The organism is Chitinophaga sp. G7 BAM 1005 (assembly GCF_057126945.1).
The window spans coordinates 7,593,880-7,607,343 of the sequence record NZ_CP181478.1; the positions used below are offsets into that span (position 1 = coordinate 7,593,880).

At 46.6% G+C, this 13,464-nt stretch carries 9 protein-coding genes; 3 read left to right on the top strand and 6 right to left on the bottom strand.

Features of this window, described 5'->3' with window-relative positions; genetic code table 11:
• Positions 1-215: 215 nt before the first annotated feature.
• Complete coding sequence (locus ACMXI2_RS30825; protein ID WP_483779670.1) at positions 216-1,706, bottom strand: ATP-binding cassette domain-containing protein; 1,491 nt, start codon at positions 1,704-1,706, stop codon at positions 216-218.
• A 76-nt stretch (positions 1,707-1,782) separates the two neighbouring features.
• Here ACMXI2_RS30825 and ACMXI2_RS30830 point away from each other — a divergent pair, with 76 nt between their 5' ends.
• Positions 1,783-2,244: a GNAT family N-acetyltransferase gene (locus tag ACMXI2_RS30830; RefSeq protein WP_483779671.1), complete on the top strand. Its 462-nt coding sequence runs from the start codon at positions 1,783-1,785 to the stop codon at positions 2,242-2,244.
• 250 nt (positions 2,245-2,494) lie between these two features.
• Here ACMXI2_RS30830 and ACMXI2_RS30835 read toward each other — a convergent pair whose 3' ends face one another.
• The 5 genes from ACMXI2_RS30835 to ACMXI2_RS30855 form a co-directional block, all read right to left on the bottom strand.
• Positions 2,495-3,292 (bottom strand): DUF6048 family protein, encoded by a 798-nt coding sequence (locus ACMXI2_RS30835; protein ID WP_483779672.1) that lies wholly within the window; start codon positions 3,290-3,292, stop codon positions 2,495-2,497.
• The gene (locus ACMXI2_RS30840; RefSeq protein ID WP_483779673.1) at positions 3,285-3,761 is read right to left on the bottom strand and encodes a DUF6452 family protein; all 477 of its coding nucleotides are present in this window, start codon (positions 3,759-3,761) and stop codon (positions 3,285-3,287) included. Before ACMXI2_RS30840 ends, ACMXI2_RS30835 begins: the two co-directional genes overlap by 8 nt.
• Positions 3,762-3,785: 24 nt before the next feature.
• A complete protein-coding gene (gene uvrA, locus ACMXI2_RS30845; RefSeq protein ID WP_483779674.1) occupies positions 3,786-6,665 on the bottom strand; it encodes an excinuclease ABC subunit UvrA in 2,880 nt (959 codons plus the stop codon).
• A 309-nt stretch (positions 6,666-6,974) separates the two neighbouring features.
• On the bottom strand, positions 6,975-8,237 hold the full coding sequence (fabF, locus tag ACMXI2_RS30850) for a beta-ketoacyl-ACP synthase II (protein ID WP_483779675.1): 1,263 nt from the start codon (positions 8,235-8,237) through the stop codon (positions 6,975-6,977).
• A gap of 263 nt (positions 8,238-8,500) precedes the next feature.
• Positions 8,501-9,574: a fatty acid desaturase family protein gene (locus ACMXI2_RS30855; protein WP_483779676.1), complete on the bottom strand. Its 1,074-nt coding sequence runs from the start codon at positions 9,572-9,574 to the stop codon at positions 8,501-8,503.
• A 274-nt stretch (positions 9,575-9,848) separates the two neighbouring features.
• Here ACMXI2_RS30855 and ACMXI2_RS30860 point away from each other — a divergent pair, with 274 nt between their 5' ends.
• Together ACMXI2_RS30860 and ACMXI2_RS30865 are read left to right on the top strand one after the other, a co-directional pair.
• Positions 9,849-10,865, top strand: a complete 1,017-nt coding sequence (locus tag ACMXI2_RS30860; RefSeq protein ID WP_483779677.1) for a LacI family DNA-binding transcriptional regulator — start codon at positions 9,849-9,851, stop codon at positions 10,863-10,865.
• 224 nt (positions 10,866-11,089) lie between these two features.
• Positions 11,090-13,384 carry a GH92 family glycosyl hydrolase gene (locus tag ACMXI2_RS30865; RefSeq protein WP_483779678.1) on the top strand — a complete coding sequence of 765 codons (2,295 nt, stop codon included), beginning with the start codon at positions 11,090-11,092 and terminating at the stop codon, positions 13,382-13,384.
• The last annotated feature ends 80 nt before the right edge of the window (positions 13,385-13,464 follow it).

The following is a 13,464-nucleotide window of genomic DNA, read 5'->3' on the forward strand; positions in this document are numbered from 1 at the left end:
GGCGATGTTAAATTGTCTTGGAGCAGGATTACGCTGATTATACTGATTTTCTTGATTTTACTTTTTGATTTTATAAAGGATTAGGGGAGATAGAAGCGGATATATTCGCTCTTATCTCCCTTTATCATTATTAATCTAAAAAATCAAATCAAGAAAATCAGTATAATCAGCGTAATCCTGCTCCAAGACAATTTAACATCGCCGAAGGCGATCTCCTACACCATTTCGCCCTTATTCAGCCGGATAAACTTATCTACACAGGAGGGCAGTTCATCTTCGTAGTGGGTAACAAAGATGAGTGTTACCGGCATGTGTTCACACAGCTGTTCTATCACCTTTTTGAAATGTAGTTTTTGTTGGGTGTCCAGTCCCTGGCAGGGCTCATCAAAGATCAGCAGGGGAGGATTTTTAACAAGGGCGCGGGCCAGCAGGGTTAGGCGCTGCGCGCTTTCAGGTACCTGTTTGAACGGCGATTTTTCGTGTTCTGCTATATTCAGAACGCTCATCCAGTCGCGGGCCACCTGTTGTTGTCCGGGAGTAGCCGGCCTGGTGCTGCCAATTACATCGGAGAAACCGGAGCATACCACCTGGAGGCAGTTGTCGCGGGAGGTAAAATACTGGTGCAGTTCCGGCGATACGAAGCCGATTTTTTTCTTGATATCCCAGATGCTTTCCCCGCTGCCCCGTTTCCGGTCGAACAGCCAGAGCTTATTGGCATATGCCTGTGGATTATCGCCGTTCACAAGACTCAGCAGGGTAGATTTGCCTGCGCCGTTGGGGCCCAGCAAAGCCCATTTTTCGTTGGGCTTAACCGTCCAGCTGATGTTGTTGAGGATGGTATTTTCGCCGTATTTAATATGGATGTCCTCCATCCGCACGATAGTGTCAAATTGTTGTTGCTGGCTCTTTTGCACTAATATTGCTATTTTATCAGCCTCCATTTCCGGCAATGTTATTTCTGTTGCCGCGGGTAATGGCAGCTGTGTAAATTCGCTGCGTGTATACTTACCAGTTATATTGCCGTTTTCCAGGGTAAGCACATGCGTAATATGTTCGGGAATTTCATGGGGAGCGGTGGCCAGCAATACGGTGGCGCCGCTGGTAATGAGTTCATTGATCATATGGCTGAAATCTTTCCTGGTCTGTACATCCAGCCCGATGTAGGGGTTATCCAGCATGAGCAGTTGCGGCTGTTGGATGAGGGCGCGTGCAATCATTACCCGGCGGGTTTCGCCATTGGATAATTTGATGAGCCGTTTTTCCATCAGCGGGGCAATACGTAGTGGCTGGAGTAATGCCGGTATTTCGGTGAGTTTCAGGTATTCCATTACGGTGGGGGAATTATCTGCATCCATGCTGTTGAAGCGTTGCTGATAATAAAAGTCCGTGGTGGTGTTGGAGAGGTTGCGGAAAGTATGATGATGTCCTACCAGGGCTACCAGGTTGCGGTAGTTAAACCAGGGATCCGTGATGGTATGTTGCCGGCGCCACTCATCGTAAAAGTGGTAATGGATACTACCATTGATGATATTAAATTTACCAAGAATGGTATTCAGCAGGGCGGTTTTACCGGAACCGCTGGGCCCTGTGATAGCCCATTGTTCTCCTTTGTTGATCTGCCAGGTGAGGGTATTGAATAGTGTTTTATCGAGATACCTCACTGTAATATGTTCCAGTGAGAGGAAGGGTGTTTGCTGTGCTGTCATGGTTTGAACGATTGGACTCAGTATTCTTCTGTCGGATATAAAATTAACCCGATTATTGAAAGCTTCCAGTAAATTTATGGCAAAGTTTGAGGGTATGATCTGGAACACAAAATCATTTGAGGAGTTAACCACTGCAGAACTCTATGCTATCCTGCATTTGCGCAGTGCAGTATTTGTGGTGGAGCAAAACTGCGCTTACCAGGATCTGGATTATTCCGACCAGAAGGGACTGCATTTAATGGGAACAGATGAGGACGGTCGGTTGCTGGCGTATACCCGTATTTTTCCACCGGGAATCAAGTTTAAGGAGGCTTCTATCGGCAGGGTGATTACTTCTCCGCTGGCCCGTGGTAAAGGCGCGGGAAGGGAACTGATGGAGCGTTCTATTGCAGCGCTGCAGGAACATTATGGTGTGATTCCTATCAGGATCGGGGCGCAGCAATATTTACAACGGTTTTATACTTCACTGGGGTTTGAGCAAACCAGTGATACTTATATGGAAGATGGAATTCCTCACATTGAGATGTTGCGACCTTGATGGGCAGAGCGAAGTGATCGCCTTCGGCGATTTTAAATTGTCTTGGAGCAGGATTACGCTGATTAATCGTGATTCAGATGATTTTCCCACCTTTTGTTCAAAATATTGAGGGGAGATATAAGCGAATATCCGCTTTTATCTCCCCTCAATATTTTTTTAAAATTCCAGAAAATAAAATCAAAGAAATCAGTATAATCAGCGTAATCCTGCTCCAAGACAATTTAAAATCGCCGAAGGCGATCACTCCGCCCTACCGCTTCGGTATTTTTTTCTTCTTCACTTCTTTATTGGGCGCGTGTTCTTTGACCCGGTAGAAAGGAATGACATATGAAACGGTGTATTGCACGTCGAAAGCGGATCTTTTGGAGCCACTACCAAAACCGGGAATGACCAGCGGCGTCATGTTATCGGTTTTTACACTGTTAACCAGGATGCGTTCCCGGATGTTCCAGCCCATGAAGAGGTTCTTCAGTACTTCTACCTTTAATCCTACCAGTAGCTCTACCCAATGGGCATTTACCGCGGTTTTGGGCACGCTGCCACTGAGGTTATCACCCCAGTAGGTGTTTTTGATGGAATAAGTGGGAACGGAATAATTAAAATGAGAGAATCCGTAACGGAAGCCTGCGTAGAACATATTCTTTTCGGAAACATATTGTCTTTTCAGAAAATTATAATCAACCCCCAGGGTTACAAACATACCATTTCCCTTGTAGGTGTAATTGGTATCGCTGTAGGGAGTGTTGGCGTAGCCGCCTTCAAAGGCAATGTAAAGATTGCTATTGATACGGGCATCGGCTACTACTGTTACTTCTTTTCTATAGGGATAATAGATAGCAGAAACGATACGGCTGAGATCCACTCCTATCCGCACGCCGCCCGGAATAAACCAGGAGCTGTCTTTATGCGCCAACACCGTCGCTTTTGCCGTATCGGCAAGTGCTTTATGGGTGGTATCTGCTTTAACAGTTTTGGGCAGCGTATCCGTTTTAGCGGCGGCCGGCTTGTTTTGTGCCGTGGCAGCAACGCTGAGCAGGATACTAGTCAAAAAAGAAATACAAAGTAAGATGCGTGTCATTACTGCTAGTTACGGACTTATTATTAATTACGACAGAATCGATGGTATGCATGGTGGTGATGACGGTATCTATATTAAAATAGGTGCCAAAACCACATCCGGGGGAAATAAAATGCTGTTGCCGTGTATACCTGATCTTTAAGGTATCAGGTACGAAGCTGGAATCCACTTTCAGGTAAAAGAGGCTGCTGTCTGCTATCGGCGATAGCTGGAAGAACAGGTCGCCCAGTGCCTGGCTTCTGTAAATGGTATCTCTGCCAAATGCATATGCGGTTACTTTGGGCATAACGGTATCCGATAATTTGTCGTCGAGTTTGCGCATAAGATGCGTATGGTAATCGTTCCGCAAAGTTTGATCGCATACTTTCGTTTCATTTTCACAGGCGACGATGCCCGCGAAAATGAAACACGTGAGTAATATCTGGTAGATGCTTTTCATTGCTTGTTTACAGTTGGCAAGATATTAAATTCCCAGCTCCTTTTTGAGGAATCTGGCGGTATGACTTTCTTTGCAGGTACTTACGTGTTCGGGAGTGCCGGTACATAAAATGGTACCGCCGCCGCCGCCGCCTTCCGGCCCCAGGTCTACAATGTAGTCAGCCATTTTAATAACGTCCAGGTTATGTTCAATGACCAGTACGGTGTTGCCTCTGTCTACCAGTTTGTACAGCACTTTTAACAACAGCTGTATATCCTGGAAATGGAGTCCCGTTGTTGGTTCATCGAGGATATAGATGGTTTTGCCGGTATCTTTCTTGGAAAGTTCGGTGGCCAGCTTTACCCGCTGGGCCTCGCCTCCGGAGAGGGTTACGGCAGATTGTCCGAGGGTAATGTATCCCAGTCCTACATCCTGCAGTGTTTTTATTTTGCGGTAGATCCACGGTACCGGCTGGAAAAACTCCACGGCTTCATCTACCGTCATGTCCAGCACATCGGAAATGGATTTGCCTTTGTAGCGTATTTCCAGCGTTTCGCGGTTATACCGGCGACCGTTACATTTTTCGCAATGCACGTATACATCCGGCAGGAAGTTCATTTCGATCACGCGCATGCCGCCGCCTTCACAAACGTCGCAGCGACCGGTTTTTACATTAAATGAAAAACGGCCGGCATTGTATCCCCTGATCTTGGCCTCCGGCACGGAAGCAAAGAGGGTTCTGATGTCGGTAAAAAATCCGCAGTACGTAGCGGGATTGCTGCGCGGGGTGCGGCCTATGGGCGATTGATCAATTTCAATTACTTTATCAATAAACTCCAGTCCCTTGATGCTTTTGTAGGGCATGGGAACCATCTTGGAGTCGTATGCGTGTTTGGAAAGAATGGGATACAGGGTTTCATTGATCAGGGTGGATTTACCGCTGCCGGAAACACCGGTAACACAAATGAAAGTGCCCAGGGGCAGTTTCAGGTTTACATTCTTCAGGTTGTTGCCGGAGGCGCCTTTCAGTTCCAGGAAATTACCATTGCCTTTGCGGCGTTGTTCGGGTATTTCCGGGGAGGTATTGCCATTCAGGTATCCGGCGGTGGGTGTATTGAGTTTAAGGATTTGTTTGGGCGTGCCCTGTGCAATGATCTGTCCGCCGTGCACACCTGCGCCGGGGCCGATGTCTACCAGGTGATCGGCGTGGAGCATGATGTCTTTGTCGTGTTCCACTACAATGACGGTATTGCCCATGTCTTTCAGGTTGCGGAGGGCATCTATCAGCTGCATGTTATCGCGCTGATGTAAACCAATACTGGGTTCATCCAGGATATAGGTGATGCCCATGAGCTGGGATCCTATCTGCGTGGCGAGGCGGATACGCTGTGATTCGCCGCCGCTGAGGCTCCTGGTGGGGCGGTTCAGGGTGAGGTAGTTTAATCCTACATTCAGCAGGAACCCAAGTCTTTCGCGGATTTCTTTCAGGATATCTTTGGCGATGGCATTTTGTTTTTTCCCGAGACGGGTTTCGATATTTCCAAACCAGGCCAGGAGCTTATCCAGGTCCATGTTACCGAGTTCGGAGATATTTTTTTCATCGATCTTGAAAAACAGGCTTTCTTTTTTGAGGCGGGCGCCGTTACACTCGGGGCAAGTGCTCAGTTTCATGAAGCCTTCCGCCCAGCTGCGTACGTGATCGGAGGAGGTGTCGTTGAAATAACGGCGAACCATATTTACTACTCCTTCGTATTCAGTGGCGTATTCGGTGCTGCCGTTGCTTTCTCCAAATTCCAGGTCTACCTCCAGTTTGCCGTTTTCATCGCCAAACAGCAATACATTGAGGGCTTTTTGCGGAATGCCGGAAATAGGGGCTGTTAAGGAAAATTTATACTTTTTGGCGAGTTGTTGTACCTGTTTAAAGGTAAAGGTATCACGTGCTTCGCCTAATGGTTTTAATCCGCCGTCGGTGATGGAGATATTATAATCAGGGATTACTTCGTCCATATCTATCTGGTAGATGGTGCCAAGACCTTTACAGCGCGGACAGGCGCCGTAGGGGGAATTAAAGGAGAAGGTGTTCGGGCTGGGCTCTTCGTAGGAAAGGCCGGTTTCCTCGCACATCAGTTGCTTACTGTACTGGCTCACTTTATTGGTATCGTGGTCCATGATAAACAGTAGTCCTTTTCCCATTGTGAGGGCTTTTTGTACGCTCTGGCTGATCCGGGTGCGGGCATCTTCCTGCACCTGGATACGGTCTATTACGAGTTCGATGTCGTGGATCTTGTAGCGGTCCACCTGCATTCTTTCTTTCAGGTCTTCTATTTCCCCGTCTATCCGCACTTTGAGGTAGCCTTGTTTGCGTACCTGTTCAAACAGTTCCCGGTAGTGTCCTTTTCGTCCGCGTACGAGCGGGGCAAGGATAGCCAGTTTTTTATTCTTATAATGTTTGAAAAGATGGGCCAGTATTTCCTCTTCCGAGAAGCGGGTCATGGGTTTGTTGGTATTGTAGGAGTAGGCGGTTCCGGCGCGTGCATAGAGCAGGCGGAGGAAGTCGTATATCTCCGTGATGGTACCAACGGTAGACCGCGGATTTTTATTGGTCGTTTTCTGTTCTATAGAAATAACGGGAGAAAGTCCGGTGATTTTATCCACATCGGGCCTTTCCATATCGCCGATAAACTGGCGGGCATAAGCGGAAAAGCTTTCCATGTAACGGCGTTGTCCTTCTGCATAGATGGTATCAAATGCCAGTGATGATTTACCACTGCCGCTGATGCCGGTGATCACTACCAGTTTATTTTTGGGCAACTGCAGATCCAGGTTTTTCAGGTTATGCTCCCGGGCGCCAAAAATGGCTATTTGTTCATCTGCCGGGGCTTGCGCCACGGAAATATCGGGTACATTCTCTTTTTTCTTTGCCATAATATTAAACTACTAAGCTACGGCATAATTGCGAATTTTCGGTTTTGTATTGCTAAGAATTTTAGCGAAGTGAGGGGAAATGGCGCCTTCGGCGCTGGTAAATTGTCTTGGAGCAGGATTTTGGGATTAATCGTGATTGCACTGATTTTATCATAGGGATTGTTAACAGATTCGGGGAGATAGAAGCGAATTTATCCGCTTTTATCTCCCCGAAATATTTATAACAAATAGTGGGAAAATCAGTGCAATCACGATTAATCCCAAAATCCTGCTCCAAGACAATTTACCAGCGCCGAAGGCGCTGCCTGCCTAAGCTTTATATTTCTTAAATATTACAATCGCATTGTGACCGCCAAAACCGAAGGTGTTGCTCATCGCTACATTTACGGTACGCTGTTGTGCCTTGCCGAGGGTGAGGTTCAGGTTGGTAGGGATTCCTTCACCCAACACGGAAGTGTTGATGGTGGGAGGAATGATATCTTCCTGTGTAGCTTTGATACAAGCGATGGCTTCAATAGCGCCGGCAGCTCCGAGCAGGTGACCTGTCATGGATTTGGTAGCGCTGATATTGAGTTTTTGCACATGGTCACCAAAAGCGGCAACAATGGCTTTTAATTCGCTGAGGTCTCCTACTGGTGTGGAAGTGGTGTGTGAGTTGATATAATCCACATCGGTAGTGGCGATGTCGGCATCTTCCAGGGCCTGTTCCATACCTAAGCGTGCGCCCATACCTTCAGGGTGGGTAGCAGTGAGGTGGTAGGCATCGCAGGTCATGGCGCCGCCAATCATTTCTCCATAGATGGTAGCACCTCTGGCAATAGCGTGTTCATATTCTTCCAGGATGATAGCGCCTGCGCCTTCACCCATTACAAATCCGTCGCGTTCTATATCAAACGGGCGGGAAGCATGTGCTGCATCTTCATTGCGGGTGGATAATGCTTTGAGGGCATTGAATCCTGCAATACCTGCGCGGGTTACAGGGGCTTCAGAACCACCTGCTACAATTGCGTTGGCTTTGCCGAGGCGGATGTAGTTGAAAGCATCTACCAGGGCGCTGGTGGAGGAAGCGCATGCAGAAACTGTACAGAAATTGATGCCCATGAAACCATATTTCATGGCTATCTGGCCTGCTGCAATATCACATATCAATTTAGGAATAAAGAAAGGGTTGAATTTAGGGACAAAGTTGGCTTGTGTAAATTCAACGATCTGTTCTTCGAACGTAAGCATCCCGCCATTGCCGGATGCCCAGATCACACCAATTTTAGTTTTGTCGATGTTGGCATTATCGAGGCCGGCATCCTGTACTGCTTCCTGTGCAGCCGCCATAGCGTACTGGGTGAAGCAATCCATTTTACGGGCTTCCTTCTTTTCCATATATTTTTCCACCTCAAAACCTTTCACTTCACAGGCGAATTTTGTTTTAAACTCTGTGGTGTCAAATTTAGTGATGGGGCCGGCGCCACTAACGCCTGCCTTCATATTGTTCCAAAAAGTATTTACATCATTCCCGATAGGTGTTAATGCTCCCAAGCCGGTAACCACAACCCTTTTCAGTGTAACAGTACGCATATTTTTTACTTTAATAAAAAAAGTTAGAGCGCAAATTTAGTTACTTATTGTTATGATTAAGCATATTCATTAAGATAATATAATATAACTTTTTGGAATTTAAGATGAAAGCCTGTGTGGATGCGGTTTTATACGTATGAGCGTGCAGGATCTGACAGTCTCCTTACTTTTTTCCGGACATTTTTATCTTAAAAAATGTGGGAATGCAAGGAAATTGTAACCTCATAAAAGGAAACTCTCCGCAAGTAAACGGTAATATATTATCAGGCAGCAGCTACTACTGCCGGTACCGGTAGAGTGGTAATTTTCCGGGTACGCTGCTTCAGGAAGCAGATGATTTCAGCATCTGTCTGGAAGCGGTCGCCGATATTTACAAAGTGTTTGGCCAGCAGGTCGTAACGTTTGCCCATCAGGAAGGCCCATACGTGCAGGAAGTGGATGCCATCAAATACAATGGCGTCATTGCTGATATATTCGCCCAGTGTTTTGGTGAAATATACGGGATGCTCCGTCCAGTGCATGCTGGGTTTTACGTGGTGACTAATATGATAGCCATCGTTCCAGCACTTGTGATTATATTTTGTATTGATGCAGGTGATGCTGTTTTTGTAAGAATTTTCCGGCTCTTCCGGGTCAATAAATGCATGCTGGGCCCAGTTGCCAACCATCATAATTACGCGGGAAATGAGGAAGGGTAATATAAATACCACGAAGGTGGCAGGAAAGTTAATGAAGGATAATCCTATGCAGGCGGCAATGAAAAGTACTTCACCCCTTACGAGTTTTACCATTAACTTATTTCTTTTTTTACGGAGATGATAGCGGGCGGTGTCATATACTCCCAGCGTAACAAAGTTTCCGAGGTATGCAAGGAATCCGCGGAAGGAATCGCGCTGGTATATCATGGTGCAGCTGTCGTCATCCGGCATATTGTTCTCCGGATGATGCATGCCGATATGATGGGAGTAGTATGATTCCGGTGTTTGTCCGAATAAAGGACCGATCGCCCAGGGCAGATAGTTATTCCAGAACTGGTATTTCTTTTCAAAAAATACGCGGTGGCTGGTACAGTGGAGCATCAGGCCAAAAGGCCCTTTGAAGGTAACGTTATTCAGGAACTGATAAGCAATAGCAGCGCCCCACCAAACCCAGTTGTTTAACCCGGGGATATACATGAGGATAGCCAGCGGCCAGAGAGTGAAAGTAATTTTCAATGTCAGGTACACAAAGGGAAGGTCACGCTCATCCCTGATCCAGCTTTTAAAAAGACGGTCAAGTGCAGTTTCATGTGTTGGCTTTACGTAAACTGGGTCAGTAAGTTGAGAAAGTTGCTTCATACGCTCAATGTATTTTACTACAGTTGTAATAATGTTGGCCTGGAGCCGGTGAATTATTATAACGCTCCCCCGGAAGATATATTATGCCGTATAGGGTAGCTGAAGATAACCATTTTTTTCTTCTCTGGTAGTAATTACAGGTATTTTTGTAATTTCCGTTTCAATGTGTATCTGTCTGAGGGCAACATACCCTTGTAATATGTAATAAATATGTGGATGTGTGGGAATGTTCAGGTAATTCCATTTTCATATATGCCAAAACCAATCACTATACATGAAGCGATTAACCCTTAAGGATGTTGCAAAAATGGCTGGAGTAGCGCCTTCCACGGTCTCTTTCGTTTTAAACGGAAAGGGAAAGCAAATGCGTATCCGCGACGAAGTGGCCACCAGGATTATGCAGGTGGCAGAAAAATCGGGATACGAGCCTCACCGTATGGCGGTAAACCTCCGTACCGGGCAATCCAAAACCCTGGGCCTGATTGTGGAAAGTATTTCCGGAAGTTTTTTTGCCAGTCTTGCGAAAACAATTGAAACGGAAGCGGAGCGCAAAGGATATAATGTAGTGTATTGCAGCACTGAAAACAATGCCCAGAAAGGCGGGGAGTTAATCCGTATGCTTGGCCGGCAAATGGTAGACGGCTACCTGATTACACCTGCGCCGGGTATGGAGAAGGAAATCCAGCAACTGGTACAGCAACATAAGCCGGTAGTGCTGATGGACAGCTATTTCCCGTCTATCAAAACACCCTATGTGTTAATCAATAACTTCGACGGTGTGCAGCAGGGGATGAAGCACCTGATCAGCAAGGGTTTCACCAAAATAGGTTTTGTGATGGTAGATGTGAAGCTGATACAGATAGAAGAACGCCTGCGGGGCTATACCACCGCACTGAAGGAACATAAGATCCCTGTAAAGAAAAAATATATCCTGCAGCTGCAGTACCACCGGCAGCGGGAAGACTCCCTGAATGAGCTGCAAGCATTCATAGAAGCCAATCCTGAACTGGAAGCCATCTTTTTCTCTACCAACTACCTGGGTATCCTGGGGCTGGAGGTGATTGCCAGGATGGGATTGAAGATGCCCGACGATATCGCCGTACTGTGTTTCGATGATCATGACATCTTCCGTTTATATCCTCCCGGTATATCCGTGATAGAGCAGCCGATAGAAGGTATTGCCAAAACGGCCATAGACCTGCTTATGCATCAGCTGGACAAAAACAGTGGCCCCATGAAAAAAACGGCAGTGGAATTACCCGGGAAGTTTATCCTGAGGGGATCGGCTTAAACCGCCGGTACCACTTGTAAAAAAAGCGTTAAATACTTGCAAATGCTGGAAAAATATTTATACTTTTAGAATCGGCTATTGTAGTTTAAGAGGAAAGGATTCGCTGAATCTTTTTTTTCTATGCCTGTGCTAAATCGATTTTGTAAAAATTTCACGGTATCTTCACACCACGGAGTGTGATATTGGCCAAAAGGATCATTTTTGTTGTATATAATATCTAATTCATGAAAAAAGTTGGACTGTTAGCAGCCGCTTTATTATGCCTGCATGGTGCACACAGCCAAACGGTAAATAAAGTTGCTGAGCCGGCGGAATGGGTAAATACCCTGATGGGCACTGATTCCAAAGTGAGCTTATCAAACGGGAATACCTATCCGGCCATTGCCCTGCCCTGGGGTATGAACTTCTGGATGCCACAAACCAATACTATGGGGAATGGCTGGGCGTATCAATACACCGCTGATAAGATCAGGGGATTCAAGCAAACGCACCAACCTTCACCGTGGATCAACGACTATGGCCAGTTTGCCATTATGCCCGTTACCGGTACCGTGAAGTTTGACCAGAACAAACGCGCCAGCTGGTTTTCTCATAAATCAGAAGTAGCCAAACCATATTATTATAGTGTATACCTCGCCGATCCGGATGTTACCACTGAAATTACGCCTACAGAAAGAGCCGCCCAGCTGCGGTTTACCTACCCGGCCACCGACAGCGCTTTTATAGTGGTAGATGCGTTCGATAAAGGCTCCTATATTAAAATATTACCGGACGAAAAGAAGATCATCGGGTATACCACCAAAAACAGCGGCGGCGTACCTTCCAACTTCAAAAACTATTTTGTTATCAAATTTGATAAACCATTTACCGTCGCCGATATCTGGCATGATTCGGTACTGGTAAAAGGTCAGCTGGAACTGCAGGCAGATCATACCGGCGCCGTGGTTGGTTTTAAAACAAAGAAAGGCGAAAAGGTGGGCATCAAAACCGCATCATCTTTTATCAGCTTTGAACAGGCAGAATTAAACCTGCAACGCGAAATTGGCCAGGACAACTTTGACGCTACCTGTAAGAAAGCGAAAGATAGCTGGAATAAAGAACTCGGCAGACTCGCCATAGAAGGCGGTACCAGCGACCAGGTAAGTACTTTCTACTCTTCCCTGTACCGCACCATGCTCTTCCCGCGCAAGTTCTATGAAATCAATGCAAAGAATGAAATAGTACACTACAGCCCGTTCAATGGCCAGGTGTTACCAGGCTATATGTTCACCGACAACGGATTCTGGGATACCTTCCGCGCAGTACATCCTTTCTTCACCCTGATGTATCCTACCCTCAGCTCACATATCATGGAAGGATTATCCAACGCTTACAATGAAAGCGGCTGGCTACCTGAGTGGGCAAGCCCCGGTCACCGCGACTGTATGGTGGGGTCCAACTCCGCATCACTGATCGCCGACGCCTATTTAAAAGGTATCCGCGGATATGATATCAATAACCTTTACAAAGCTATTCTGAAGAATACGGAAAACGAAGGTCCGCTCAGCTCTGTAGGCCGCCTGGGTGTTAAGTATTACAACACCCTCGGCTATGTGCCTTACGATGTGGAAGTAAACGAGAACGCCGCACGTACCCTGGAATATGCATACGACGACTTCACCATTTACCAGCTGGCAAAAGCGCTGAACCGTCCGAAGAGCGAAATCGATCTTTTTGAAAAACGTTCCCAGAACTACCGAAATCTCTTTGATCCGGAAACAAAACTGATGCGTGGAAAAAATAAAGATGGTAAATTCCAGACACCGTTCAACCCATTCAAATGGGGCGACGCCTTTACAGAAGGAAACAGCTGGCACTATACCTGGTCTGTATTCCACGATGTACAAGGGTTAGCCAAACTGATGGGCGGCCGCGAAATGTTTGCCAAAATGCTGGACTCCGTTTTCAATATGCCACCGGTATTTGATGAAAGCTACTATGGCACCGTTATCCACGAAATACGCGAAATGCAGATCATGAACATGGGACAGTATGCACACGGCAACCAACCCATTCAGCACATGATATATCTGTATAATTATGCAGGCCAGCCCTGGAAAACACAATACTGGATCCGCCAGGTAATGAGTCGTTTGTACAAAGCCACCCCGGATGGATACTGTGGCGATGAAGACAACGGCCAAACCAGCGCCTGGTACGTGTTCTCTGCAATGGGCTTCTATCCTGTCTGTCCGGGTACCCAACAATATGTACTGGGTACGCCGCTCTTCTCCAAACTTACCATGACTTTCGAAGATGGTAAGAAAATGGTGATCAACGCCCCAGGCAACAGCGACACGAACCTGTATGTGCAAAAGGCATCCCTAAACGGACAGCCTTATACCAGGAACTGGATCAGCCACCAGGACCTGCAGAAAGGCGGTACCCTGGAATTCAAAATGGGCGCTACTCCTGAGAAATCAAGAGGAACCGAGCCTGCGGCTTATCCATATTCCTTTTCAGCAACAGCGAATAAATAACACATACTACCCATAAACGATTTTCATTGTTCACTGAAATATTTCATCCCGACTCTTCGGGATGTATCAAATTTCTTACG

Excerpts from the sequence above, each read along its gene's own strand:
- ACMXI2_RS30825 (WP_483779670.1), bottom strand. The coding sequence starts at position 1,706 with ATGACAGCACAGCAAACACCCTTCCTCTCACTGGAACATATTACAGTG.
- ACMXI2_RS30830 (WP_483779671.1), top strand. The coding sequence starts at position 1,783 with ATGGCAAAGTTTGAGGGTATGATCTGGAACACAAAATCATTTGAGGAG.
- ACMXI2_RS30840 (WP_483779673.1), bottom strand. The coding sequence starts at position 3,761 with ATGAAAAGCATCTACCAGATATTACTCACGTGTTTCATTTTCGCGGGC.
- uvrA (WP_483779674.1), bottom strand. The coding sequence starts at position 6,665 with ATGGCAAAGAAAAAAGAGAATGTACCCGATATTTCCGTGGCGCAAGCC.
- fabF (WP_483779675.1), bottom strand. The coding sequence starts at position 8,237 with ATGCGTACTGTTACACTGAAAAGGGTTGTGGTTACCGGCTTGGGAGCA.
- ACMXI2_RS30855 (WP_483779676.1), bottom strand. The coding sequence starts at position 9,574 with ATGAAGCAACTTTCTCAACTTACTGACCCAGTTTACGTAAAGCCAACA.
- ACMXI2_RS30860 (WP_483779677.1), top strand. The coding sequence starts at position 9,849 with ATGAAGCGATTAACCCTTAAGGATGTTGCAAAAATGGCTGGAGTAGCG.
- ACMXI2_RS30865 (WP_483779678.1), top strand. The coding sequence starts at position 11,090 with ATGAAAAAAGTTGGACTGTTAGCAGCCGCTTTATTATGCCTGCATGGT.